The following is a 25,449-nucleotide window of genomic DNA, read 5'->3' as shown; positions in this document are numbered from 1 at the left end:
GGACGCCCTGCACGGTGACCTCGGCTCGTCCTCCACCAATCCCGCCTCCTCTCGGGCCTTCGACCCCATCCGCACTCAGGTCACCAACTCCGCCTCCACGCCGGCGATCAATCCCACCCCCACCCGAATCGCCAACCCAGCCTTCACTCCGGCGATCAACCCCACTCGCACCCCCACCGCGGCTGCCGACCCGGGCCGTCCGGCCGCGCCGGCCACGGCCACCGGGCTGCGCCGTCCAGCCACTCCGGCCACTCCGGCCGCGATCGCCGATGCCGCCCGTGAGGCCATCTCCGCCGATCATCCGGCGGCCGGCGCGCTGCTGACGCTGGCCGAGCTCCTGGCCGTCTCGCCCTACCAGCTCAGCAGGGCGTTCACCCGCGAGCTCGGCATCTCCCTGACCCACTATCGCAACCGCGTCCGGGTGGGCCGGGCACTCGACCGGCTGGAGAGCGGCACCACGAGCCTGGCGGCACTGGCCGCCGACCTGGGGTTCGCCGATCAGGCCCACCTGACCCGCACGATCCGCCGGCACGTCGGCCACACCCCCACGGCGCTGCGCCGCCTGCTCGCCTCCGCAGGAGATCCGTGACCGGCTGGATTTTGGCCGGGCGGCCACCGTAGGCTCCCACAATGCGCGATCTAGGTGAGGATCCCCGACCGGCTCGGGGCGCGGTACGCGAAATCCATTCCCTCAACGGGCCCGCCACCCTGGCCTACTCCCCCGACCTCGACGGCCTGGCCGACCCAGGGGAGATCGTCTGGGCCTGGGTGCCGTACGAAGAGGACCCGGCCAAGGGCAAGGACCGCCCGCTGCTGATCGTGGGCCGCACCGGGCGCAGGCTGCTGGGCATGATGCTGTCCAGCAAGGGCGACGAGGGACCCGACTGGCTGGAGCTGGGCCCGTGGGGGCGCGAGGACCGGGTGTCGTACGTACGGCTGGACCGGGTATTCGTCCTGGACGAGGACGACATCAGGCGCGAGGGCGCGGTCCTCGACGGCGACCGGTTCGCCAGAGTGGCGGCCAAACTCATGAAGACCCACGGCTGGAACGCCGGCTGAGGCCCGCGCAGCGGGCATGCAGACTCACGGCCCGGGCGTCGGCCGGAGGCGCTCGCATCCAGCGTGCATACTCACGGCCAAAGCAGCGGCTTAGGCGCTCCCGTCCGGCATGCAGGCTCGCAGCCGAAGCGGCGGCCGGAGGGTGCTCCCATCCGGCCCGCGGCCGGAACGCCCGCTGAAGCGCTCCCATCCGGCATATAGCCCCCTGCCGGAGCGGTTGCCGAAGGCGCTCCCCTCTGGCATGAAGAACTACGGCTGGAGCAGCGGTCGAGCGGCTGTCACAGTGACACGATCAAGGCTTGGGAGCGGTCGGCGGGGAAGGCCCACACGTGCTTGCCCGCCGCGATCATCAGCGCGGGAGGCGACGCCAGGCCCAGCGAGATCACGCGTAAGGGGGCGCCGGCGGCCGGGGCGAGCGCGAACAGGTCGTGTCCCGCTCCGGCCACCACCCCGTTCGCGCAGACGAGGAACGGCACCGGCCCCTCCGGCGCCCGCACGAACCGCCTCGGCTCGCCCGACCACGCGGACACGCGCAGCAGCCCGCCCGCGACGCTGACCCACAGGGATCCGGCGCACACGATCATGCCGCCACGTTCGCTCGACTCGAGATCGACCTCCTTCGGACCGCCGCGCAACGCGGTGTCCCGCTTCGACGTCCACCACAGCCGCTCGCCCTCCACCGCGCACTGGTCGAGTCCGGGCAGCTCGACCGCCTCACCTAACTGGCCGGGCGCGGTCAACCGGCGCGCCCGGCCGGCCCCGACGGCCCAGATCTCCCCGCCGCCCGCGAGGACCCTGCCTTCGAACTGCGCGCTCGCTATCGGCAGGCCCTCGGGATCGAGCCAGTAGACCCGGTCACCGGCGGTCCCGGCGACCGTCCCCGCCAGGGTGCCGGCGGGCCGCGAGTCCAAGGGCGGCGCCCCCGCGAACGTCCTCGGCACCATCACGGTCCCCGCCAGCGTGCCGGGGACGCCGGCCGTACCGGCGGAGACCGTCCCCGGCACCGCCGCCAGCGAGCTCAGCTTCAGCACCCCGCCATCGGCCGTGCGGCCCGGGTCGCCGCCGTTCGCCGCACGACCCGCGCCCCTGCCGTTCGCGACGCGGCCCACGCCCTCGCCGTCGGGCACCCGCCCCGCGTCACCGCCACTGGTCGAGGGACCCACGTAGCCGCCGTCCGGGCGACCAGGCCCACGGCGCGGGTCCGGACGGCCCGCCCCACGACCCACGTCCCCACGACCCGCCCCACGACCTGTGTCCGCGCGATCCGCCCCGCGACTCGTGTCCCCACGACTCGCATCCCTGCGGCCCGCCCCGCGACCCTCGTCCCTGCGACCCACATCTCCACGGCCCGCCGCATGACCCTCATCCCTGCGACCTGCTGCACGACCCGTGTCTCTGCGATCCGTCTCCTGATCCGCGTCCGCGCGAGCCGCTGGGCGGGCCGCGTACCTCCCGGCGGGTCTGACGGGCTGTGGCGGGCGGCGGGTGCCGGGAGTGGCGTGGAGCGGGGTGCCGGTCGGCGTGTAGGCCCGCACCCCATCACTCCCCGCACACCACACAGTGGTCCCGTCCGATGCGGCGGCCTGGACAGGGCTCGGCAGGTCGATCATGGTGACGGCGACGTCCATGCGCTGACCATAACCGTCCCGGATCACGGTCGAGAGAGCGCACGGGCAGCGCCGCCCTCCGTGCCGTTCTCGGGCCCGCTCTCCGAGCCGTTCCCGGCCGTGCTCGGGCCGTGCTCGGGCCGTTCCCAGGCCGTCCGGGCCGTCCTCCGGGCCGTCCTTGGCCACCGCGCCGGGACCGTTCTCCGAGCCGAGCCCCAGACCGTACCCCGGGCCACGCCCCAGGCCGTACTCCGTGCGGCCCGCTGGGCCGCGCAAGGGGTCCAAGCACGGAGTAGGCCGTGACGGAGTATCCGGATGGCAAGCGGCCGATCCGGTCATCAGCCGAGGTCACCCCTGCTGCGATCATTGGTCGCATGCGTGTTGTGGTGATCGGAAGCGGCATCGTCGGAGCCAGCGCGGCCTACTACCTGAGCGGGCGGGGCGCGTCGGTGACCGTGGTGGACGGCGGCTATCAGGGCGAGGCGACGCAGGCGGGCGCGGGCATCGTGTGCCCGTGGGTGGACCATCCCGAGGACGACGACTGGTACCGGCTGACCCGCGAAGGCGCCCGGCTCTACCCCGACCTGGTGGAGGAGCTGGGCGAGGACATCGGGTACGCCAAGGTCGGCGCCCTGCTGGTGGCCGAGGATCCGGCCGACCTGGAGCCGGTACGCGCTCTGCTGCGCCGCCGCCACTCCGCCGCGCCGGAGATGGGCGACGTCGTGGACGTGCCCACGCCGGCAGAGCTGTTCCCGCCGCTGTCCGACACCCTGAGCGCGCTCCTCGTGCCGGGCGCCGCCCGGGTGGACGGCCGCTCGGTACGCGACGCCCTGCTGCGCGCCGCCATCGCCCAGGGCGCGCAGGTACGTACGGGTGCCGCGACGCTCACCCCCGACGGCCAAGTCCTCGTGCACGACCCGATCGGCGGACCTGCCCCCTGGGACGCGTCACCAGCCCAGCCACCGGCGGACGGCGACCAGCCCTCGTCCGCCCTCCGGGGACGGGCGACCGAGCAGGCCGCAGCCGGGCAACGGCAGCCGAACGGCGCAGGCCCCGAGCAACAGGGCCCCGCGAGCGAAGGGGCGGCGGGCGGAACGGCCGCAGGCGCAGGGTCCGTAGGCGGAGGGATCACGAGCGAAAGCGCCGTGAGCGGTGACACCGTCTCGTGGCGGCAGGCCGCGCCGCTCGCGCCCACCGCCGTCCCGGCCTCCGTGGCCTCCGGACGCGGCCGGTTCGCCGAGGAGGGGGTGCCGCTCGACGCCGACATGGTGATCGTCGCAGCCGGAGCGTGGACGGGCGAGGTGTGCCGCCCTCTGGGCGTGGAGCTGCCGGTGTTCCCCAGGCGGGGGCAGATCCTGCACGCCACCCTGGAGGGCGTCGACACCGCGTGGTGGCCGATGGTGCTCCCCAGGGTCGGCCCCTACCTGCTGGGTTTCCCCGACTCCCGCGTGGTGGTCGGGGCGACCGTGGAGGACGTCGGGTTCGCGCCGCGCGTCACCATGGGCGGGCTCGACGAGGTGATCGAGGCGGGGCTGCGGGTGGCGCCCGGACTGTACGCGGCGACGGTGACCGAGGCGAGAGTGGGCCTGCGCCCCGTGTACGCCCCCGGCCCCGCCCTCATCGGCCCGCTCACCGGCCGCGTCGTGGTGGCGACGGGCCTGAGCGCGTACGGCCTGACCGCCGGGCCCTTCACCGGCAGGATCGCCGCCGCGCTCGCACTCGGCGAGGAGCCGCCCATCGACATCACCCCCTACGCCCCCGCCACCACCTGACCACCCGCGAGGCGGCCGGCAGCCGATGAACCGTTCGCCCAAGCCTGAGCGCTACGGCGTCTGACGGGGGGATACCTGCCAACGCCGGTGATGTCAGGAAGACGTCAGGCAGAAGGGGTGGCCGGCCGGATCCAGGAGCACCCGCCAGCGTCCGTCGCCGGGCTGATGGTCCGGTTTGGCCGCGCCGAGTTCCAGGGCCAGCTCTTCCATCGCATCGAGGTCGTCAGCGCGGAAATCCAGGTGGAACTGTTGCGGCACGTCCTGACCCGGCCACTGCGGAGCCCGGTATCCCTCAACCCTCTGGAACCCCAGATCACAGCCGGAGTCGTCCGTCAGAGCGGCGAACTCATCCGTACTGAAGAGTTCGCGCATCCCGGTCAGCGCACCGTAGAAGCCCGCCAGCGTCTGGGGGTCGGCACAGTCCAGAGTCACCCCTCGCAGTACAGCGCCTGGCACCATTCGCTCCTTCGCGTCCGCGCGTCGGTCTCCGTGAGCCGCCGCTGCACGCGATCACCGGCCACAGCCACACCGTACTCGCCACCTCCACCGCTGAAGTAGCGGTTTACCCCTGCCTCAGCGCAACGGGTGGCTATGACCGGCGCTTTCGATACACACCTAGGTCGGGGCCTCTTCGCCGCCACCCGGAGCCTAACGCCAAGGATGGAAGAAGGTCGCACGTCGCAGCAGCAAGCATGCGGGCATTCTCTCCGGGGCGAGCCAGGTGGGGCGTTCATGCTGCTGGAGACGCTGCGTGTGCCACTTGCGGCAACGCCATGGGAAGAGGGCCCTCCCGGGTACCGAGTCGCGACTCTCCCAGAAGAACCCTCATGGGCGGCGTCAGTCGCGATTCCGCCTGATAATGCCACCCACTCGGCAGCATGTATGGGCGGCGCTATTAATCTCCATGAGGGACATTTGGGCCCGTCCCGCCCAGTCCCCACTCCAGTCGGTGTCGTAAAAGCTCCCGTTACTCCTCTTGATCCACACTACGCCCACCTGCTGCTCGCCGGTGCCTTCCCGGCAGATTGACCACGCATAGTCCGGGCCCATCCGCTCCTCCCGGCCCGATGAACAAGCTTTGAGTAGCGCGTGTGCCGTTGTTGCCGGGATGACGAGGAACGCACTGAGTGCCAGCGACATGCCGGCGACAGCGCCGACTCTCTTTCCGAGTCGCCTCATTCGCCTCACCTCCACATACCCCGCGACGGAATTCCCACAGGATAGAGCTGGTCGGAATAATATTGATATATGCATGGAATACGCACAGGCCGCGACAAAGTCGTGTGGTGGTGATCGAGGCGAGGGGACGGCGAGTACGCGCGCGAAAGGAGCAGGAACAGCCCCCTGCCCGAAGATCGTGACTTCCGTCCACGTATGATCGGTTTCCTCCCCACCGTGATCTCGTGGGGAGGCCGCGTTGCCGTTGTTCGCACCGCTGATACTGCTCCTGCTCCTGCTGCTCGCCACCGGTTGCGGCGCCATCCCCACCGCGCCGTCGCCGTCGCCGTCGCCGTCCAAACCGCCCCGCCCGTCCACCGCTCCCCGCCCCAAGGGTCCCCCGCCACGGAGGGACGTGCGGGTGCCGTACGCGGCCTCGGGCGAGTACGCCGTCGTCCCCGGCGGGTCGCCCGCCAGGCGGGGCCGCGGCGCGGTCGTGCGGTACCTGGTCGAGGTGGAGCGCGGCCTGCCGTTCGACCCGGACGAGTTCGCCGCCGACGTGCACCGCACGCTGAACGACGTCCGCGGCTGGGCCCGCTTCCAGCGCGTCGACCACGGCCCCGTACGCGTGCGCGTCGCCCTGTCCAGCCCCCGCCTCACCGTCCGCCAGTGCCTCCCGCTGCGCACCGGAGGCCGCCTGTCCTGCTGGAACGGCACCCGCTCGGTCATCAACGCCCTGCGCTGGGCGAAGGGCGTCCCCCAGTACGACGGCGACCTGACCGCCTACCGGCACTACCTCATCAGCCACGAGGTCGGCCACGGGCTGGGCCACCACCACCGCTCCTGCCCGGGCCCCGGCCGCCTGGCCCCGGTCATGACGCAGCAGTCCAAGTCGCTGAACCGCTGCCGCCCCAATCCCTGGCCCTTCCCCGACCGCAAACCAACCGAAAGCGACGAGACTGAAGATCGGAGGCCATGACGGAAGGAGCCGGCGCGCCCCCCGTGGCGGCCGGAGGACGGGCTCGACTGCCTCACCCTGAACGTCTGGACCCCCGACCCCGGCGGCGCCGGCCTGCCGGTGATGGTGTGGATCTACGGCGGCGCGAACTGCTCCGGCTACGCCGACCTGCCCGCCTACAACGGCAGGACGCTGGCGGAGCAGGGCGTGGTGGTCGTCACGTTCAACTATCGCGTCGGCATGGAGGGGTACGGCCACGTCCCCGGCGCGCCGGCCAACCGGGGCATGCTGGACCAGGTCGCGGCGCTGCGCTGGGTGCACGAGAACATCGCGAGGTTCGGCGGCGACCCGGGCAACGTCACGGTGTTCGGCGAGTCGGCCTCCCGGGCCATCTGGTCGAAAACGGGCTTCCCGATGATCGACGACCGCCCGTGACACCGCCGGGGCCCCGTACCGCAGAAGGCTCTAGCCGAGGCCCTTGCCCGTGCCGACGCCCCGCAGAAGCGTGTCCACCAGGCGCGCCGCCAGGGCGTCGGCCTCTCCGTCGCGGCTCTCGGCCGCCTCGTGGATCAGCGCGTAGTAGACCCGCCTGGCCCACTCCGGATCCACCTCGGCCCGCAGCACCCCGGTCTCCCGCGCCCTGATGAAGAGCCGGCGGCAGCGCTCCTCGACGTCCGCGTGCACCCTGGCGACCTCCGGGTCGGAGGACAGCGCCCGGCTCATCGCGAACCCCCAGTCGATCTTCACCCGCAGCACGTTCGCCGTGACCTGGTAGAGCGCCACCAGCGGCGGCGTGGTCTCCGGGTGCGCGGCCTCCACGGCCGCCGCGAAGCTCCGGGTCGCCCACGCCGTCATCGCGCCCACCAGCGCCTCCCGCGAGGCGAAGCGCCGGTGCACGGTCGTGCGCGCCACCCCCGCCGCCTCGGCGATCTGCTCCATGCTGGCCGCCGGATTCTTGCTGAGCACCCGCTCGGCCGCTTCCAGGATCGTCCGCACGGTCCGCTCGGCATCGGACCTCAGCGCCCGCGTCGTCTCATTCACCCCTACAGAGTACTCCAATGTCTCTCTTCATCCTCAACTTGCGTCATCGGTGTTGCAAGTTCTATGTTGAAGGCATCGAAACCGATGCAACTAGCAGGAGACACATCATGGACATGCGACTCACCGGCAAGACCGCCGTCGTCACCGGCGCGAGCAGGGGCCTCGGGCTGGCCATCGTCGAGGCCCTGATCGGCGAGGGGATGCGGGTCGTGGCCGCCGCACGGACGATCTCGCCCGCGCTCAAGGAGACTGGCGCGAGCCTGGTCACGGCCGACCTGTCCACCGCGGACGGCCCCGCCGACGTCATCGAGCGGGCGCTGGCCGAGCTGGGCGAGATCGACCTGCTGGTCAACAACGTGGGCGGTGGCGACGGGGGCGAGGGCCAGTTCGGCGGCTTCCTCGGCTTCGACGAGGACCAGTGGCGCCAGACCTACGACCTGAACCTGCTCAGCACCGTACGCGCCACCAGGGCCGCACTTCCCAGCCTGCTGCGGCAGCGCGGCAGCGTGATCAACATCTCCTCCGTCGGCGCCCGGATGCCGCACACGGGCCCCATCACGTACACGACGGCCAAGGCCGCGCTGACCGCGTTCGGGAAGGCGCTGTCGGAGGAGTTCGGACCGCGCGGCGTGCGGGTGAACACGATCTCGCCCGGCGCCTCCCGCACGTCGCTGTTCGAGGCCCCCGACGGGTACGGCGCGGCGCTGGCCGCCTCGCTCGGCCTGGAGCACGAGCAACTGCTGGCAGGGCTGCCGTCGAACTCGGGAATGACGACCGGTAGGTTCGTCGAACCGGAAGAGGTCGCCGCCCTGGTGACGTATCTGGCCTCGCCGCACGCTGGAAGCGTCAACGGCGCCGACTACGTCATCGATGGCGGGACGATCAAAACCGTCTGATCTATCGCGATATATCGTAGAACGGGAACACCGGGGTTGCTCGCTCGGTTGAGCGGGATGGAGCGATCTTCCAGGGGAGTGTGCGGAATGGCAGGAAAGCGGACGGCGCGGCGGGTCCTCGCGGGAGGCGTCGCGCTCGCCGCGGCGGGCTGGGCGTTGCGCGAGGTGCCCGCCGAGCTCGGCGTGCGGCCGTTGGCGTCGGGGCCGGACCGGGTGGCGAGGATGCGGCAATCGCCGCAGTTCAGGGACGGGGCCTTCGTCAACCCGATGCCCGAGCAGACCACCTTGATCGGCAGGCCGCCCGTGAGCCTGCTCGGCGAGCTGGCCAAGGACAAGGAGCAGCGCCGCCCCGGCGGCCTCATCCCGCTGCGCGTGCCGCCGTCGGAGCCGCCGCCCGCCGACGGCCTGCGCGTGGTCTGGTACGGCCACGCCTCCACGCTGGTGGAGATCGAGGGCAAGCGGGTGCTGTTCGACCCGGTGTGGAGCAAGCGTCCCTCCCCCTCGCAGCTCGTCGGCCCGAAGCGGCACCACCCGGTGCCCCTGGAGCTGGGCGAGCTGCCGGAGATCGACGCGATCGCGATCTCGCACGACCACTACGACCACCTCGACCTGGCGACCGTCCGCTCCCTGACCCGTACGCAGAGGGCGCCGTTCCTGGTGCCCCTGGGCATCGGGGCGCATCTGGAGCGGTGGGGCGTGCCCGCGTACCGGATCATCGAGCTCGACTGGGAGGAGGAGGCCGAGGTCGCGGGGCTGCGTATCATCGCCACCGCCGCCAGGCACTTCTCCGGGCGGACGTTCACCCGCAACGACACCCTGTGGGGCTCGTGGGTGGTCGCCGGGGCGAGCAAGCGGGTGTTCTACGCCGGCGACTCCGGATATTTCTCGGGATACAAGGGCATCGGCGCGCAGCACGGGCCGTTCGACCTGACGCTGATGCCGATCGGCGCCTACAGCCCGGCCTGGCCGGACATCCACATGAACCCGGAAGAGGCCGTCAACGCCCATCTCGACCTGGGCGGCCGGCTGCTGCTGCCGGTCCACTGGGCGACGTTCACGCTGGCCCTGCACCCCTGGGCGGAGCCGGTGGACCGGCTGTGGCGCGAGGCCAAGGCCCGCGACGTCAAGATCGTCGTGCCCCGGCCCGGCGAGGCCGTCGACACCTCCGCCGCCCAAGCGGTGGAGGGCTGGTGGGAGCTGCTGACCTGAGCCACCGGCCCGATCGCCCCCGGCCCCGCTCGGGCCGGGGGCGATCGGCATGGCTCAGGTCCTCCGGTCCAGCTCGGCGCCGGGCTGAGGCGGGCCGGTGCCTGTGCCGGTGCCGGGCTGGGGCGGGCCGGGGTCGGTGCCCGGCGGCTCCGGGTCGGTGCCCGCGACCGCCTGCTCGTACGCCGCCCGCAGCTTGTCCGCCTCCGCCTGCGGATCGTGGAACCAGTTCGTGGACCACAGGCGGTGGAAGTTCCAGCCGAGCCGCTCCAGATGCTCCTTCCGCAGCCGGTCCCGATCGCGCACGCTGCGCGAGTCCCGGTACGAGGCCCCGTCCGCCTCGATCGCCAGCACCATCTTGTCCGGATTCTTCGGATGGGTGGCGGCGAAGTCGACGCGGAAGCCGCCGACGCCGTACTGGGGCACGACGGTGATGCCGTACCTGGCCAGCCGGTCCCGTACGTCGGATTCGAACGGGTTGAGCGTCGTCCCGCCCGAGGCGTCGGCCGGGGTGCCGCCGGAGCCCGCGTACTCCAGGTAGTCGGCCAGCAGCCGGGCGCCCGCCTTGGTGATGCGGGCCGGGTCCACGTCGTGGCTGGAGAACGCGCTGACCAGGGTGAGCCGGTGCTTGGCGCGGGTGGCGGCCACGTTCAGCCTGCGCTCGCCGCCGTCGCGCAGCAGCGGCCCCCACTGGTAGCGCATGCGGCCGTCGCGGTGCTTGCCGTACCCGATGGTGAGGATGATCGCGTCCCGCTCGTCACCCTGGACGCGTTCCAGGTTCTTGACGAAGAACGGCTCCGCCGCGTCCTCGGCGAAGAACTCCTCCAGCTCGGGATGCGCGGCCAGCGCCGCCCGCAGCGCCTGGTCGATGTGCTCGGCGTGGCGCATGCCGAGCGCGATGACCCCGAGCGACTCCCCCGGCCTGGCGCGGGCGTGGTCGAGCACCAGCTCGACGACCTTGTCCACCTCGGCCGACACCGACGCCTCCTGCCCGGCCAGCTCCGGCTGGGCGACGACCACGTGCCGCAGGCAGTCGCCGCGCGACACCCCGGGGAACGTGGTCAGCGCGCCGCCGTAGATGCGCGCGTTCGAGAACGCCACCAGCCGCTCGTCCCTGCTGCGGTAGTGCCAGGTCAGCGGCCAGGTCGGCAGCAGCGGCCGGAGCGCGTCGAGCACGGACTCGAACCCCGCCCCGAACGACACCAGGTCCTCCTCCTCGGCGTCCTCGGCCCCGTCCCCGACCTGACGGAAGAAGTTGGTCGGCGGGAGCTGCCTGTCGTCGCCCGCGACCACGATCTGGTGCGCCCGCATGATGGCCGGAACCGCGTCGGCGGGCACGATCTGGCTGGCCTCGTCGAAGATCACCACGTCGAACATCCTGGTCGCGGGCAGCACCTGGCTGACGATCAGCGGCGACATGGCCCAGCACGGCTTGAGCGCGAACAGCACGTCGCCGCTCTGGTCGAGCAGCCGCCGCAGCGGCAGGTGACCCCTGCGCAGGGCGGCCTGCTTGCGGATCACCCTGGCCTGGAGCGGGTGCCGGTCCTCGGCGTCCCGCAGCCGGACGGCCCAGGCCCTGCGTACGCGGGCCCGGTTGGCGGCCAGGTGCTGGACGTCGCGTTCGCGGAAGTCCCCGGCGATCTCGTCCAGCGCGTCGCCCCGGTTGGCGGCGTAGCGGGGGTCGCTTACCCTGATGTGGTCGAGGATCGAGGAGTACCAGGCGTGGTCGAACGCCGCCGCCGCCAGGCCGGCTCCCGCCCGTTTGCGCGCCAGGTCGTCCAGGAGCTGGCCGAGGCCCAGGGCGTCGAAGCGGGCGCCCAGGTCGTACAGTCTGGGCAGTTTCCACGCGGTGTCGCGGTCGGCGCAGAGCGCGGCGAGCACCTCCTCGGGGTCGTCCGGGACCCGCACGTAGGCGCGCAGCGAGGCCAGGTGCGCCTCGCACTCGGCCTGCAGGCGCAGCAGACCGCCGAGGTCGGACGGCGGCCACGGCGGCCGCCCGCGCCCCTGGTCGCCGCCGGGTCCCTCAGCGGACGGATCGGCGGGCGGGTCGCGGAGGGCGTCCCATTCGGCGAGCTGCCCGGCGGCCAGCGCCAGCGCGGCGAGCAGGTCGTCGCGTTCCGGCTTGCCCGCGCCCAGCCACAGGGCGCGCGCCCGCTTGCGCAGCGCGTGCCGCTCCCGCAGCCCGGCCGGGCCGCCGTCGCCGGTGGCCGCCGCGAGCCGCGCCGGATCCGCCTCGAACACCCGCGGCGACAACCGCCGCAGCGTCTCGGCCGCCCCCGCGAACAGTTGCAGCCGAGCCATCCGCGCCCGATAGCCCTCCGGCGCGCGCAGCCCGGCCTCGGCGCACGCCTGGTCCACCCGGTAGGCCAGCAGCGGCAGCAGGTGCGAGTGCAGCCGGGAGGCCAGGTCACCGGCCTGCCTGGCCTGCTCGGCGGTCCGCAGCGCCGCGCCGTACCAGGGCGTGCTGTCCGGCCGCAGGGTGAAGCCGCCCAGGTGGGCGAAGTCGCGCAGCTCGTCCCTGATCCCGTCGGCCGTCTCGGCGTCGATGCGCTCGGGCGGCACCACCCGCGCGGGGGTGCGCGCCTCGCCGGGGACCCCCAGCAGCGCCGACTGGATCTGGAACGCCGACAGCCCCCACGGCGCGTGCGGCTCGTGCAGCCCCGCGACATGCTGCGACAGCCGCCGCTGCCGGTCGATGAGACGCCGGTCCAGCTCCTGCTCGGGACCGTGGGTCACGGCCTGCGCCAGATCGAGCGTGGCGCCGAGATCGCGGGAGATGCGCAGCCTGTCCCTGGTGCCCTCGTGGATGTCGAGCACCAGGTCACCCAGCTCGGCGCCCTTGAGCCTGGACAGGACGGCGTCGATGGCGGCCCGCTTCTCCGCCACGAACAGCACCTTCCGCCCCTTGGCCACGAGGGCGGCGATGAGGTTCGCGATGGTCTGGCTCTTGCCGGTGCCGGGCGGCCCGTGCACGACCAGGCTGCGTCCCGACAGCACGGCGGCGATGGCGCTGCGCTGGGAGGAGTCGGCGTCCAGCACGGAGTAGTCGTCCTGCGGCGAGTCGAGCCTGTGCGCCTCGCCGCGGTCGCCGGACAGCAGCTCCTGCGCCTCCGGGTCGCCCGCCACGGCGGCCACCACGTCACTGTCGGTGAGCAGCTCGCCCGCGGCCTGCATGTCCCTGACCATGGGCAGCTTGGAATAGGTGAACGTGCCGATCACGAGCCGGTCCTCGATCCCGAACCCGGGCACCTCGGCCGCGTCCGCGACGGCGCGCAGCTCGTCGGCGGCGACGTGGTGCCCGCCGGTGACCCGGTCCACGGCGGCGCCGTAGACGGTGGCGAGCTTGTGCAGCAGCACGGGGTTGACCTCCTCCTCGTCGTCGAGGGTGAGGTCGAAGTCGTCATGCCTGGCCCTGGTGGGGGTGATGGTCAGCCCGCGCAGCAGCACGGGCGCGGCCGGCTCCAGGAACAGCTCGTCCCATCGGGCCATGCCCCTGGCCAGGTAGCCGGCTCTGATGCCGCGCTCTTCGAGGAGCTCGCGGGACTTGCGGTGGATGGCCTGCGCGCGCCTGATCGCGTCGGCCCTGACGTCGGCGTCGGTGAACAGGCGGGTGAGCCTGATCGAGCCGGTGCGCAGGAAGCGTTCGAGCATCGCGGGGTGGGCCGCGGCCAGGTCCAGAGTGCCTGCCCGCCGGTCCTTGTAATAGAGCAGCGTGTTGCGCCCGCCCAGGTCGGTGAGCGCGGATATCCAGTTCGCCTGGGCCGTCTCGATCAGTTCGGCCCGGCGGCTGTTCGATGGCTCCGCCATAAGTGCTTCTTCTGCCCTGGGGCGGGCTTTGCAGTCGCTTGGCCCGCAGACCGTACAGTCTTGGGGTGAGCAACCTGGAGCGTGAGCCGCGCGAGATTCGCTGCGGCGCCGACGCGGGCGCGGACCGCGAGGTGTTGACGGGGCGTGCGGTGCCGCTGGGCGGCCCGCGGGCGATGGCCGTGAGCAGGACTCTGCCGGGCGCGCACCGGCGCATGATCGGCGCCTGGTGCTTCGTGGACGCCTACGGGCCCGAGCGCGCCGAGATGCGGGTGCCGCCGCATCCGCACACCGGCCTGCAGACCGTGAGCTGGCTGGTCGAGGGCGAGGTGCTGCACCGCGACAGCCTGGGCACCCGCCAGGACGTACGCCCAGGGCAGCTCAACCTGATGACGGCCGGCCGCGGGATCTCGCATTCGGAGGAGTCTCCGGAGACCGTGCTGCACGGGGTGCAGCTGTGGGTGGCGCTGCCCGGCGCGGACCGGCACGTCGCGCCCGGGTTCGAGCACCATCCGTCGTTGCCCGTGGCGGGGGGGCCGGGGTTCGAGGCGACCGTGGTCATGGGGGCGCTCGGCGGGGTGAGCTCGCCCGCCACCGCCTACAGCCCGCTCGTGGCCGCCGACATCGCAGTGGACGGGGAGGGCGAGGTGCCGCTCGATCCGGGGTTCGAGCACGGGCTGCTGCTGCTCGACGGCGCGGTCGGGCAGGTGGAGCGGGGAACGCTGGTGTACCTGCCGCCGGGGCGGTCCGTGCTGCGGCTGTCCGGGCGCGGGCGGGTGCTGCTGATCGGCGGCGAGCCGTTCGGCGAGGAGATCGTCATGTGGTGGAACTTCGTCGGCCGCTCCCACGACGAGATCGCCGCGTTCAGGAAGGAATGGATGGAGGGCACGGGGTTCGGCTCCGTCGAGGGGTTCGACGGGGAGCCGCTGCCCGCGCCCATCCTGCCCGCCATCCGGCTGAAGCCACGCGGGCGGGTGCGTTAACGCCTGCGGTAGGTGTAGATGACGTCGAGGTCCGTGGCTTTCGTGGGGATCTCGGCCAGCAGGCGCACCATCTTGCCGGTGAAGTCGATCACCTGGATCTGCTGCCGGTCGGCGGTGCCGTCCGGGCGTACCCAGCAGACCAGGTGCTCGTCGTCGTACCAGGTGGCCAGGCCCGCGCAGGGCGACTCGAAGCGCTTGACGTCCGCGCCGGTCTGGGAGTCGTAGACGCAGTTGTTGCCGCTGTCCAGCCCGGGGCAGTCGGTGACGAAGCGCTTGCCCGACGGCGAGAACAGCGAGTCGGCGATGCCCGCGCCCACGTTGGGTACGCGGCGGACGCGCAGGCCCGTCGTGTCGAAGAAGCGCAACGCCTGCTGGTCGGCGCTGGCCGAGAGGGCGACGACGCCGCTGTCGGCGTGGTCGAAGCCGTACCGGATGCCTTTCAGCGAGCCCTCTCTGAGTGAGGCGACCGTGGCCTTCCTGGTGTCCACGTCCACGATGGCGAACCCGGTCGACTGCCAGACGCCCTTGACCGGGTTGCCGACGTTGACGAGGAGGCGGGTGCCGTCCTTCGACCAGGCCTGTACGTACGCGCTGAGCGGCTGCTGCGAGGTCTTGACCGAGAACCGCTCGCCCGTCACCTTGTCGGTGATGTCCACGGTGTCGTAGTTGTCGACGAAGCTCTTGCCGCGCTGGGCCAGGTAGCGGCCGTCGGGCGAGAGGATGCTCTCCCACATGTCCTGATATTTCGTGAACGGTCCCGTCAGGGAGTCGCGGGAGTAGTACACCCAGTCCTTGGTCTTGACGTCCCGCACCATGTACGTGGTCAGCCTGATCGGGTCCGCCGGGCTCTCGTAGATGGTCGCGTCGGTGCCCGGGAGCCTGGTCGAGGCCAGGTTCGCGGTCGGGACGGCGAACGGCGTGGGCGTCGGAGACTTCGCGACAGGGGTGGGCGCCGGCTTGGGCGGCAGGTTCACGACCGTGACCACGACGATGGTGATCGCCGCCACCAGGGCCACGGCGGCCACCGCCGCCCCGATCAGCCAGCTCTTCTTGTTACTGGGAGGCCGCTCCCCGTACGGGGGGCCGTACGGGCCGTACGTCGGGCCGGGCGGCTGGAAGATCGGCGGCTGGGTCCGCCGGTCACCGGGCGGCGGATACGAGCCGGGCTGAGGCTGGAAACCGGGCTGGGAGCCGGGCTGGGGTTGGAAGCCGGGCTGCGAGCCCGGTTGGGAGCCGGGCTGAGAGTGGAAGCCCGATTGCGGATAGGACCCTGACTGGGGATGGGCTCCTGGCTGGGGAAGGGGCCCTGGCTGCTGATGGGACCCTGGCTGGGGAAGGGATCCTGGCTGCGGCGGAGGCCCTGACTGCGGATAGGGCCCTGTTTGGGGAAGGGGCCAGGGCTGCGGCGGCGGGGCGCCGGGGCTCTGATGCGGGCCGGACTGCGGCGGGGGGCCGGGGGGCTGATGCGGGCCGGACTGCGGCGGGGGGCCGGGGGGCTGATGCGGGCCGGACTGCGGCGGGGCACCGGAGTGCTGGTGCGGGCCGGACTGCGGCGGGGCACCGGAGTGCTGGTGCGGGCCGGACTGCGGCGGGGCGGCGGGCGGGTGCCACTGGGGCGCCGTGCCGCCCACGACGGCCGCCGCCTGCCGCAGCTCGTCCGGGTTGGACGCCGGATGCTCCAGCAACCGGAGGATCACCTGCTCGGCCGTCGGCCGACGGGAGGGGTCCTTCGACAGGCAGGCCGCGACGAGCTCCCGCAGCGGTCCGGCCAGCCGTGCCAGGTCCGGCTCGGTGTGGAGGACGCGGTTGATGATCTCTGGCACCGTCTCGGCCTCGAACGGGCCCGTGCCGCTGGCGGCGAACACCATCGTGCTCGCCCAGGCGAACATGTCGGCCGACGGTCCCACCGGGTGCGCGAGGATCTGCTCGGGCGCCATGAACGCCGGGGTGCCCACAGGCATGGAGGTGATCGTCGAGGTCGCGTCGAGCGCCCTGGCGATGCCGAAGTCGATCACGCGCGGGCCTTCGCCGGCCAGGATCACGTTGTTCGGGCTGAAGTCGCGGTGCACGATGCCGGCCTGGTGGATCGCGGCCAGCGCGGTGGCGGTGCCGATGGCCAGCCGGTGCAGCGCGGACTCCGTACGCGGGCCCTCCTGAGCCACCACGCGCTGCAGGGTCGGGCCCTCCACGTACTCGCTGACGATGTACGGCCGCTGCTCGTGCACGCCGGTGCCCAGCACCTTCGCGGTGCAGAACGGCGCGACCCGCTGCGCCACCGCCGCCTCGCGGGCGAACCGCTCCGCCGCCACGTCGTCAGAGGCCAGATGCGGACGCAGCCACTTGACCGCCGCCTGGCTCCCCTGCTCATCGACGCCCAGATAGACGACGCCCTGTCCGCCTTCTCCCAGCCGTCCCCGGATCTCATAGCCTCCGAGACTGGCGGGATCTCCTGCTCTCAGCTCAGATATCGACGGCATGGCCGTATTATGAGCGCTGAATCTTGCAAATGGCTTTCATCGGCCGCCGCCTTTTCGCCGCCTTTTCGCCGCCGGCGCCCGGCGCGCACGCATCCTCGCCCGGCGATTGAGCCCTGTCGCTCCTCCTGGCAGCGGTGATCGCGGCTCCGGCCGCGCCGACGAACTCGCCCCGGTCGGCTGCCGCCCAGTCCCTGCCGGCCTCCGCCGTCACGGCCGATCCCCGGAACACCGGGGCGACGTAACGGGCGAACAGCTGCACATCAGTCCCCAGCGTCATCTCCCGGTGCGGTACGCTCTCGCGGCCCACGGCCGGCGACGGCGTCCGCGAGGTCGCAGCCAGGTCTCCGTCGTCTGTAGGGTGCGGAAATGACAAGAAGCGAGCGAATCGCGGACCAGCTGGACCGGCACTGGCAAAAGAACCTGCGTCCGCGGCTGCAGGGTCTTGCCGATGAGGAGTACTTCTGGGAGCCGGTGCGTGGCTGCTGGAGCATCCGCCCGCGTGGCACGTCGGCCACACCGATGCCGGCAGGTTCGGGGGAATGGACGATGGACTTCGCGTCCCCTGACCCGGTGCCGGCGCCGGTGACCACGATTGCCTGGCGGCTGGCGCACATCATCGTCTCCTGCCTGGGCTATCGGGTCGGATGGCACTTCGGCGGCCAGGACGTCGACTCCGAGACATTCCCCTTCGCGGGAACCGCTGACGAGGCGCTGAAACAGCTCGATGAGATGTACGGGAGATGGAACGCGGGGGTCCGCGAGCTCTCGGACGCTGACCTGGAGAATCCGCCCGCGGTGGGTCCCGAGCAGTTTCCCATGGAGGGCATCGTCCTGCACGTCAACAGGGAGCTGATCCATCACGGCGCCGAGATCTCCCTGCTGCGCGACCTCTACCGCTGGCAGGACGGCGCCGTACCGCGCCGTATATGACTTTCCGGTAACCGGCGATCGACCTTCGGAGACCTACGTGGACTCCGTGACGCTCCGTGGCCGCGAGCTTCAGTAAAGCCGTCCCGGTGCGGCGGTGGAGATCAGGGTGCCGTCGATCAGGACGACCTCGCCGCCCCGCCGGGCGATCTTCTTCAGGGCGCGGTCCACCCGTGGGGCCTTGGCGGCCGGCAAGGTGACCAGCTCGTCGCGCCGGCGCCGGATGGTGGCGGCCGGAGACGTCGTTGCCGCCGGCCATGTCGGCCAACCTTGGTGACGCCCTGCCGTCCGTGCGGGCCGGTCACGGGCGGACGGTGAACTTCCCGTCGGGCCGTTCGTGCGGCCAGCCGCGCGAGCACACCGAACGACCCGCACGCCACCACCCTGATCAGCAACTCCAAGATGATGCACGTCTGCCTGTCTTGCTCAGCTGCCGAACAGCTTGATCACGTCCACGACGATCCGCACTCCGTCGAGAACGGCACGGGTCGCGGACAGCATCTCCGTACGGTTGGCAGTGCCCCTGGCGCTGGGCTTTCGAGCGCCTAAGATACGGGCCTGCAGCAGCTCCACGTATGTCCCGTCAGCCGCGGACTGGCGTAGCGCCGCGAGATCCTGCACCGCTCTGGCGGATTGTCCCAGTTCGACGCTGGCGCTGCCATGGACGAACAGCGCGGCCTGACGGTCGTCGCCGTTCATCGCCTGCTCGGCGTCCTCGGCCGCAGCACCCCACCGCCCCGCCATGAGATGGATGAACCCGCGAATGGCATGCACATGGGCGTCGTCAGGACGTTGCTTCAGCACATGGTCCGCATCCCGCAGGGCGTCGTCGTATCGGTCGTCGTGGAACAGCAGCAGCGAACGGGTGCTCAGCGCGTCGAGGTCGGTCGGCTTGATCGCAAGTACGTCATTGGCGGCGCTCATGGCCTGGCGATGATCGCCCAACGCGAGATGCGCCGACATCCGGACGGCGGCGAGGTGCCTCACCGTCGAGGGGCCGGCCATGACGTCGCTGTTCGCATGCCCCAGAGCCATCTGATGCTCCCCCGCGACCATCTCCACCGTCGCTGCGAGATGACTCATCTGAGCGCTGCCCGGAGCGAGTCGGCCGGCCCTTTGCACGGCACGTCTCGCGCCGTCGAGGTCACCGCCGGTCATCTTGGCGATGGCATCGGCGACGCAGACCATGACGCTCAGCTCGGACAGGCGCCGGGCGTAGGTCGCATCGGCGGCCGCCCGCTCCGGCTGGCCGGTCAGCGTGTACAGCATGGATCGCCAGACAAGCGCGTTGACGTGCAGGGGAAAGCGCGCGAGCACGATCTCCAGATCGGCCATGGCGTCATCGAGGCGATCGAGCTCGATCTGACAGACGGCCCGGTTGAGCCGGAGGTCGGGGTCGGCCGGATCGCGGGTGAGCGCGGGGGTCAGCACGTCGAGCGCCTCGGCATACTTGTCGTGCTCTTGGTACAACTGCACCAGCAGGATCACCACGTTCGGGTCCTGGGGGTTGCGGCTCCTGAGCTCTTCGAGCGCCTGCCACGCCTCGGTCACGAGTCCCCGCTGCAGGCCTGCCGACCCCAGTGCGGCGATGGCGGCCGGGAGTTTGGGGTCGTATCGCACGGCCTTCAGAGCAGCTTCGTGCGCTTGCGCAATGTGCCCGAGCTCGAAGAGCACGTTCGACATGACGGCCCAGTTCCTGGCGGACGGGGCCGCGGCCACGGCGGCCCTGGCCACACGGTGCGCCTCGTCGTACCGGCCGCTCCTGGTCAGTTCCTCGGGTGGCACGTGCTCTCCTCGCTTCGCATGCGTCAAGAGCCTAGGCAGGCCGCGTCAAACGACGCTTCGGGAGCGCCACTAGGGAAATCCCTAAACCATGCAAACCACGTGCATCTGATAGATGCCGGACGGACGGTGTGCCGGTGGCAGTCCCCGGGCACTCGCGTCATCGCGGCGAGATGTCGATGGGTCCCGCGCGACACCCCGAACTTCACCCCCAGCGCTGTCTTTGATCATCGGACTGTCGCCATCAGGTCATCAACATCTAGGATCTTGCCGTTCGACCGTTTCCCCACATTTCAGAGGTAAGCATCCACATGACCGGAATACCGGTGCGGCAGACGGCCCTCAAGTCCGCGCCCCTTGCCCTGCTGTTAGCTCTCACGACGGCGCTGCTTCCCCAGGCCGCCTCCGCGACTTCCGCCGGGGCCTTGGCCACCGCCCACAAGAGCCCGTTCAACTGCGGCAAGACTTTCAACGCCAACAACTGGTCCCCCGGTCACAACCCGTCGGGTTCCATCGACTGGCAGAACTACGGGAGCGGCGGCATCAACGGTGAAACCGTTCGCGCCACCGCTTCGGGCACCGCGTACTTCTACGACAAGGGAAACACCAGCTACGGCAAGTGGGTGGAGATCCGTCACGGTGACGGCACCAGAACCCGCTACGCCCACCTCTCGTCCATGGTGCGGGCGGCCGGCGGGTCGCTGAGCGTCGCCCAGGGCACCCCGATCGGGACGGTCGGCTCCACCGGCGGCTCCCAGGCGCCGCACCTGCACTACGAGCAGCGGACCGCTGGTGGGGCGATGGACACCAGTCCCACCGTGGACGGCGTGACCGTGTCCCTGGGCCAGAAGAAGGCCATCAAGAGCAGCAACGGCTGCGGCGGCGGCGGCAACAACGGTGGTGGCGGCGGCAGCAACCCCTACACGGCCGCACAGGTCTGTGGCTCCGGTTTCGCGGTCATCGACTCGGCCGCCCTGACCGGCGGTCGCGCCTACCTGCTCTACAACAAGGGCAACGGCTACAACTGCGTCGTGACCCTGAAGACGGCGAACGTCGGCAAGGCGTCGTCGGTGTCGGCCTTCCTCGAACCGAAGGGGACGAGCAGGGCGACGAACTCGGGAAGCTTCAGCTACTACGCCGGGCCGGTCAAGCGGTCCGCGCCGGGCAAGTGCGTCAAGTGGGGCGGCTCTGTCGGGAGCAGCTCGTACACCAGCATCTTCGAACACTGCGGTTAACGAGCCCGCTGTCCCCGCACTGCCATCAGTGTGGGGGCAGCGGCTCACACCGTCATCCGCGCCGCTCCGGAGCCACCTTGCCATCGGCGACCTCGATCACCCGGCCGGGCTCATCGACGAGAGATGTGGATCACATTCTCCGCGTCGGCATCGGAGATCGGCAACGATCACCACAGGAGAGCGCCATGCCCAGAACGATCGGGTCGCCATCGTCACCGGAAGTGGGAGAGGAATCGGCCGGGCAATCGCGCTACGGCTGGCCGCCGACGGAGCGAGCGTCGTCATCAACTACAGAAGCGACGCCGAAGCGGCCGAGCAGGTCACCGCCACCATCGAGGCGTCCGGAGGCCGGGCCACGGTGGTCAAAGCGGACGTGGCCGACCCCGCGCAGTTGCGTTCACTCTTCGACGCGGCCGAACGCGGCTACGGCGGCCTGACGGCCTGAGCTCCGCCGTCGCCCCCTGCGGCGAACCACCACCGCCGCGGGGCGCTCAACTGCGGGCGTGGGCGGCCTCGGCGAGCCGAACCACGGCCTGCAACCGCGCGCCCGAGGCTCCGTCCCAGCTCAGCCACACCGTGGACGCCACGCCGCTCGTTCTGAGCGCCTGCCCAGCCCATGACGCCGACGCGCAGACCCGCCGCGTTCGGCCGATCGATGGTCATTACGCTCCGAAGCCATCCGATCACCGTTAGACTGCTCAGCATGACCGCCTCCCTCGAGCAGCTGGATCGCCGCGTCTCTCGCCTGGAGCGACGCGACGAGCGCCACACGGACGACATCAAGGTCCTGAGCTCTGATGTGTCCAAGATCCTGAACACGCTGGACCAGGTCTGTAAGACCCTGAACCGGCACGGCAAGACGCTCGACGAACACGGCAAGACGCTCGACGAGCACACGAAAACGCTGGACCAGCACACGACGACGCTGGACAGGCACACGGCGCTGTTCGAAGCTCTCTTCACGCACTTCGGCATCCCCCTCCCCCCTGAAGCGACGACAGAGCCGACACACGTCAACTGACCGAAGCGCACGCATGCCCCCGGAAGCCGGCTCCGGGGGCGTCCCGCCGCGTCAGGTCAGCCGCTGCGCCTTGCTCAGCAGCCGCTGCGCCACCACGACCAGCGCCAGAAACACCCCGCTGACCACCTGCTGGAAGGCCGACGTCAGGCTGCCCACCTGGTTGATCAGGCTCTGGATGACCCCGAGCAGCAGCACCCCCGCCACCGTCCCCGTGATCCCCCCGGCCCCGCCGGTCAGCAGCGTTCCGCCGATCACCACGGCGGCGATGGCGTCCAGCTCCAGCCCGATGCCCAGGATCGTCACCCCGGACGACAGCCGGGCCGCGTTCAGCGCCCCGGCGAGCCCGGCCAGCAGGGCGGACATGACGTACACGTACACCTTCGTCCGCCGGACGGGCACGCCCATCAGCGCCGCCGCCTGTTCGTTGCCGCCGATGGCGTAGACGTTCTGGCCGAAGCCGGTGCGCTGCAGCAGCACCATGGCGACCAGGGCCAGCGCGATCGTGACGTGGACGGGATAGGACAGCCCCAGCACCTCACCCTGGCCGAGGGTGGCGAAGGCCCGGTCCTTGACCAGGTACGTGGTGGCGCCCTCGTCCGAGATCGCCAGCATCAGGCCGCGGACGCCGAGCAGCCCGGCCAGCGTCACGATGAACGGCGCCATCCCCGTCCTGGCGATGACCAGCCCCTGCAGCAGGCCGACGACCCCGCACACCGCCAGCGGCAGGAGCAGGGCCACCAGCGCCCCGTACTGCGAGCCGTAGGCCGCGAGCACCCCGCCCAGCACGAACAGCGACCCCACCGACAGATCGATCCCGCCGCTGATGATGACGAACGTCATCCCGATCGCGATGATCGCCAGGAACGAGGACGACACCACCACGCTGGCCGCGTTCTCCGGCTTGGCGAAGGAGTCGAAGGCCAGGCTGCCCACGATCACCAGCACGCCCAGCACCATGAGGGCGCCGTGCTGCTGGAGCACCCGGCTCGCCTGTTCGCGGTTCATCGGGTCCCACGCTCCCTGGTGGCATAGACGGCGGCCAGGATGATGACCGCCTGGACCATCTGGGTCCAGGACTGCGGCAGATTGTGCTTGATCAGCGTGGCCGCGAGCAGTTGCATGAGCAGCGCGCCCATGACCGTGCTGAGCACCCTGATCCGGCCGCCGGTCAGCGGCGTGCCGCCGACGACGACGGCGGTGATGGCCGACAGCTCGATGAACATCCCGAGCGAGGTCGGGTCGCTGGCCTGCAGGCGGGCCGTGGCCAGCACGCCGGCCAGGGCGGCGAGCAGCCCGGAGATGACGTAGACGGTCAGCAGGACGCGCTTGACCGGCAGCCCGGACAGCTCGCTGGCCTGGCGGTTGCCGCCGATCGCCACCACCTGCCGGCCGAACGTGGTGCGCCGCACCACGAACAGCACGATCAGGGTCAGCGCCGCCGCGATGAGCACGATGACCGGGATCCCGCCCACCGAGCTGCTGCCCAGCGCGATCAGGCCGGGGTTGCGGAACTCGACGAGCTGCGGCACGAGGACGTTGGCCAGCCCGCGCACGCCGACGAGCAGCGCCAGCGTGGCCACGATCGGCTGCACCCCGACGTAGGCGACCAGCGCCCCGCCCACCGCCCCGGCGACCGCCCCGCCGAGCACGGCGACGACCAGCGCGGGCAGCCAGCCGTAGCCGAGGTACAGCACGACGACAGCGGCGGCCAGCGCCATCACGGAGCCGACCGACAGGTCGATGCCCTGCGTGCCGATCACCAGGGCCATCCCGAGCGAGACGATCACGATGGGGGTGACCTGGACGAGCTGGGTGCGGAAGTTCGACGCGTCCAGGAAATGGGGCGTGAACAGCACGTTGAACAGCAGCAGCGCCAGCACCGCCGCGTACACGCCGTAGTCCTGCACCCAGGCGAAGACCCGCGGCTTGAGCACGGCGACCCGGCCGGCCCGCTGCTGGGTGAGCTCAGCCATCGGCCTGCTCCGCGATCGTGGCCATGATCCTCTCCTCGGTCACCTCGTCGCCCGACAGCTCCCCGATGACCGCGCCCTCGCGCAGCACGAGGATTCTGTCCGCGCCCTCGACCAGCTCCTCCAGGTCGGAGGAGATCAGCAGCACGCCCAGCCCTTCACCGGCCAGCTCGTCGATCAGCGCCTGCACCTCGGCCTTGGCGCCGACGTCGATGCCGCGGGTGGGCTCGTCCAGCAGCAGCACCTTGGGCCGCACGGCCAGCCAGCGGGCGAGCAGCACCTTCTGCTGGTTGCCGCCGGACAGCTCGGAGACGAGCTGGTGCGGCGACGCGGCCTTGATCCTCAGCCGCCGCATGAAGATCTCGACCACCCGGTCGACCTTCGTGTCGGACACCACCCCGGCCCTGCCGAGCGAGGGCAGCGCGGCCAGCGCGATGTTCTCGCGTACCGACAGCGTGGGGATGATGCCCTCGGCCTTGCGGTCTTCCGGCAGCAGGCTGACGCCCGCCCTGATCGCCGCGGTGGTGGAGCCGCCGCGCAGCGGCCGCCCGGCCACGAGCACCTGCCCGCCGTCCAGCGGGAGCGCGCCGACGATGGCCTTGGCGGTCTCGGTACGGCCCGCGCCGAGCAGGCCGCCGAGCCCGACGACCTCGCCGGGCCGGACGGAGACGTTCACGCCTTCGAGCACGTGCCGCCTGGTCAGCCCGCGGGCCTCGACGACCGGCTCGCCGTTCAGCCGCGTGTGCGCGCGGGAGAAGCGGGTCAGCCCCTCGGCGCGGACCTCGGTCAGGTCGCGGCCGAGCATGAGCGAGATGAGCTTGAGCCGCTCCAGCCCGGCCAGCGGCCCGGTGTGGGCCAGCCGGCCGTCGCGCAGCACGCTCACCCGGTCGCACACCTGGTAGAGCTCGTCGAGCCGGTGGCTGACGTACAGGACGGCGATCCCGGTGTCGCGCAGCCGCCTGATCACGCCGAACAGCGTCTCGACCTCGCGCGGCTCCAGCGACGAGGTGGGCTCGTCCATGATGACGACCCTGGCGTCCACGGAGACGGCCCTGGCCAGGGCGACCATCTGCTGGGCGCCGACGCCGAGCGTGCGCAGCGGCCGCCTGACGTCGGTCTCGACGCCGTAGCCGGCCAGCACCCGCCCGGCCTCGCCGTACATGGCGGCCGCGTCGATCACGCCGAACCTGCCGCGCGGCTCGCGTCCGAGCAGCAGGTTCCGCGCGATGCTCATCATCGGGACGAGGTTGACCTCCTGGTAGATGGTGGAGATGCCGGCACGCTGCGCGTCCAGGGGGGTGCCGAAGGCGGCGGGGCCGCCCCGGTAGCGCAACTCGCCGCCGTCCGGCTGGTACACGCCGGTGAAGACCTTGATCAGGGTGGACTTGCCGGCGCCGTTCTCACCGACGAGGGCGTGCACCTCGCCCGGGCGCAGGGCGAGGGACACGTCGTCGAGGGCGAGCACGCCGGGGAAGGCCTTGGTGATGCCCTTGGCCTCGAGAACCGGCTCCGGCCCGGCCGGTCCCGCCGGTCCTGCGTCAGCCGCTTCCAAG

General features: G+C 71.5%; 21 protein-coding genes and 1 pseudogene. 12 read left to right on the top strand and 10 right to left on the bottom strand.

The window, feature by feature from the left end; translation table 11 throughout:
- Both ABEA43_RS42755 and ABEA43_RS42750 read left to right on the top strand, forming a co-directional pair.
- The coding region (locus tag ABEA43_RS42755; RefSeq protein ID WP_345571355.1) for a helix-turn-helix domain-containing protein at positions 1-589 on the top strand (589 nt) is incomplete at its 5' end.
- Positions 590-630: 41 nt separating this feature from the next.
- Entirely contained in the window at positions 631-1,059 is a 429-nt protein-coding gene (locus ABEA43_RS42750) for a type II toxin-antitoxin system PemK/MazF family toxin (protein ID WP_345571353.1), read from the top strand.
- A 278-nt stretch (positions 1,060-1,337) separates the two neighbouring features.
- On the opposite strand, the gene ABEA43_RS42745 is transcribed toward ABEA43_RS42750, so the two are convergent.
- Positions 1,338-2,222 carry a hypothetical protein gene (locus tag ABEA43_RS42745; RefSeq protein ID WP_345571351.1) on the bottom strand — a complete coding sequence of 295 codons (885 nt, stop codon included), beginning with the start codon at positions 2,220-2,222 and terminating at the stop codon, positions 1,338-1,340.
- Between the two features lie 818 nt (positions 2,223-3,040).
- Between ABEA43_RS42745 and ABEA43_RS42740 the strand changes: the two genes are divergently transcribed.
- Positions 3,041-4,438: an NAD(P)/FAD-dependent oxidoreductase gene (locus ABEA43_RS42740; protein WP_345571349.1), complete on the top strand. Its 1,398-nt coding sequence runs from the start codon at positions 3,041-3,043 to the stop codon at positions 4,436-4,438.
- A 93-nt stretch (positions 4,439-4,531) separates the two neighbouring features.
- On the opposite strand, the gene ABEA43_RS42735 is transcribed toward ABEA43_RS42740, so the two are convergent.
- Entirely contained in the window at positions 4,532-4,870 is a 339-nt protein-coding gene (locus tag ABEA43_RS42735) for a VOC family protein (RefSeq protein WP_345571347.1), read from the bottom strand.
- A gap of 985 nt (positions 4,871-5,855) precedes the next feature.
- On the opposite strand from ABEA43_RS42735, the gene ABEA43_RS42730 reads away from it, so the two are divergent.
- Both ABEA43_RS42730 and ABEA43_RS42725 read left to right on the top strand, forming a co-directional pair.
- Positions 5,856-6,575 carry a DUF3152 domain-containing protein gene (locus tag ABEA43_RS42730; protein WP_345571345.1) on the top strand — a complete coding sequence of 240 codons (720 nt, stop codon included), beginning with the start codon at positions 5,856-5,858 and terminating at the stop codon, positions 6,573-6,575.
- A 21-nt stretch (positions 6,576-6,596) separates the two neighbouring features.
- A pseudogene (locus tag ABEA43_RS42725) lies at positions 6,597-6,935 on the top strand (carboxylesterase family protein); the annotation flags it as partial.
- An 84-nt stretch (positions 6,936-7,019) separates the two neighbouring features.
- Here the strand turns inward: ABEA43_RS42725 and ABEA43_RS42720 are convergent.
- On the bottom strand, positions 7,020-7,595 hold the full coding sequence (locus tag ABEA43_RS42720; protein ID WP_345571343.1) for a TetR/AcrR family transcriptional regulator: 576 nt from the start codon (positions 7,593-7,595) through the stop codon (positions 7,020-7,022).
- Positions 7,596-7,702: 107 nt separating this feature from the next.
- On the opposite strand from ABEA43_RS42720, the gene ABEA43_RS42715 reads away from it, so the two are divergent.
- Positions 7,703-8,491: an oxidoreductase gene (locus ABEA43_RS42715; protein ID WP_345571341.1), complete on the top strand. Its 789-nt coding sequence runs from the start codon at positions 7,703-7,705 to the stop codon at positions 8,489-8,491.
- A gap of 87 nt (positions 8,492-8,578) precedes the next feature.
- Positions 8,579-9,700 carry an MBL fold metallo-hydrolase gene (locus ABEA43_RS42710; RefSeq protein WP_345571339.1) on the top strand — a complete coding sequence of 374 codons (1,122 nt, stop codon included), beginning with the start codon at positions 8,579-8,581 and terminating at the stop codon, positions 9,698-9,700.
- Between the two features lie 54 nt (positions 9,701-9,754).
- Here the strand turns inward: ABEA43_RS42710 and ABEA43_RS42705 are convergent, their stop codons facing one another.
- Positions 9,755-13,504 carry an AAA domain-containing protein gene (locus ABEA43_RS42705; RefSeq protein ID WP_345571337.1) on the bottom strand — a complete coding sequence of 1,250 codons (3,750 nt, stop codon included), beginning with the start codon at positions 13,502-13,504 and terminating at the stop codon, positions 9,755-9,757.
- A 65-nt stretch (positions 13,505-13,569) separates the two neighbouring features.
- On the opposite strand from ABEA43_RS42705, the gene ABEA43_RS42700 reads away from it, so the two are divergent.
- Positions 13,570-14,484: a pirin family protein gene (locus ABEA43_RS42700; RefSeq protein ID WP_345571335.1), complete on the top strand. Its 915-nt coding sequence runs from the start codon at positions 13,570-13,572 to the stop codon at positions 14,482-14,484.
- On the opposite strand, the gene ABEA43_RS42695 is transcribed toward ABEA43_RS42700, so the two are convergent.
- Complete coding sequence (locus ABEA43_RS42695; protein ID WP_345571333.1) at positions 14,481-16,961, bottom strand: protein kinase domain-containing protein; 2,481 nt, start codon at positions 16,959-16,961, stop codon at positions 14,481-14,483. The two genes, ABEA43_RS42700 and ABEA43_RS42695, sit on opposite strands and share 4 nt — an antisense overlap.
- 7 nt (positions 16,962-16,968) lie before the next feature.
- Positions 16,969-17,238 carry a hypothetical protein gene (locus tag ABEA43_RS42690; RefSeq protein ID WP_345571332.1) on the bottom strand — a complete coding sequence of 90 codons (270 nt, stop codon included), beginning with the start codon at positions 17,236-17,238 and terminating at the stop codon, positions 16,969-16,971.
- Between the two features lie 89 nt (positions 17,239-17,327).
- Between ABEA43_RS42690 and ABEA43_RS42685 the strand changes: the two genes are divergently transcribed.
- Entirely contained in the window at positions 17,328-17,891 is a 564-nt protein-coding gene (locus tag ABEA43_RS42685; protein ID WP_345571330.1) for a DinB family protein, read from the top strand.
- A gap of 423 nt (positions 17,892-18,314) precedes the next feature.
- Here the strand turns inward: ABEA43_RS42685 and ABEA43_RS42680 are convergent, their stop codons facing one another.
- Positions 18,315-19,673, bottom strand: coding sequence for a tetratricopeptide repeat protein (locus tag ABEA43_RS42680; protein WP_345571329.1), 1,359 nt, complete (start codon positions 19,671-19,673; stop codon positions 18,315-18,317).
- Positions 19,674-19,981: 308 nt separating this feature from the next.
- Here ABEA43_RS42680 and ABEA43_RS42675 point away from each other — a divergent pair, with 308 nt between their 5' ends.
- From ABEA43_RS42675 to ABEA43_RS42665, 3 genes are all read left to right on the top strand, one after another.
- The gene (locus tag ABEA43_RS42675) at positions 19,982-20,905 is read left to right on the top strand and encodes a M23 family metallopeptidase (protein ID WP_345571327.1); all 924 of its coding nucleotides are present in this window, start codon (positions 19,982-19,984) and stop codon (positions 20,903-20,905) included.
- Between the two features lie 28 nt (positions 20,906-20,933).
- A complete protein-coding gene (locus ABEA43_RS42670) occupies positions 20,934-21,350 on the top strand; it encodes an SDR family NAD(P)-dependent oxidoreductase (protein WP_345571325.1) in 417 nt (138 codons plus the stop codon).
- A 258-nt stretch (positions 21,351-21,608) separates the two neighbouring features.
- Complete coding sequence (locus tag ABEA43_RS42665; RefSeq protein ID WP_345571323.1) at positions 21,609-21,926, top strand: hypothetical protein; 318 nt, start codon at positions 21,609-21,611, stop codon at positions 21,924-21,926.
- Between the two features lie 51 nt (positions 21,927-21,977).
- Here ABEA43_RS42665 and ABEA43_RS42660 read toward each other — a convergent pair whose 3' ends face one another.
- Genes ABEA43_RS42660 through ABEA43_RS42650 form a run of 3 tightly spaced genes read right to left on the bottom strand, consistent with a single transcriptional unit; the run spans position 21,978 to position 25,448 of the window.
- Positions 21,978-22,931: an ABC transporter permease gene (locus ABEA43_RS42660; protein WP_345571321.1), complete on the bottom strand. Its 954-nt coding sequence runs from the start codon at positions 22,929-22,931 to the stop codon at positions 21,978-21,980.
- A complete protein-coding gene (locus tag ABEA43_RS42655) occupies positions 22,928-23,899 on the bottom strand; it encodes an ABC transporter permease (protein ID WP_345571319.1) in 972 nt (323 codons plus the stop codon). The genes ABEA43_RS42660 and ABEA43_RS42655 overlap by 4 nt, the downstream gene beginning before the upstream one ends.
- On the bottom strand, positions 23,892-25,448 hold the full coding sequence (locus tag ABEA43_RS42650) for a sugar ABC transporter ATP-binding protein (RefSeq protein ID WP_345571317.1): 1,557 nt from the start codon (positions 25,446-25,448) through the stop codon (positions 23,892-23,894). The genes ABEA43_RS42655 and ABEA43_RS42650 overlap by 8 nt, the downstream gene beginning before the upstream one ends.
- Between the last annotated feature and the right edge of the window lies 1 nt (position 25,449).

The organism is Nonomuraea rosea, from assembly GCF_039539705.1.
GTDB lineage: Bacteria > Actinomycetota > Actinomycetes > Streptosporangiales > Streptosporangiaceae > Nonomuraea > Nonomuraea rosea.
Note: the sequence above shows the minus strand (reverse complement) of the source record. Positions and strands in the feature narration are given on the sequence as shown.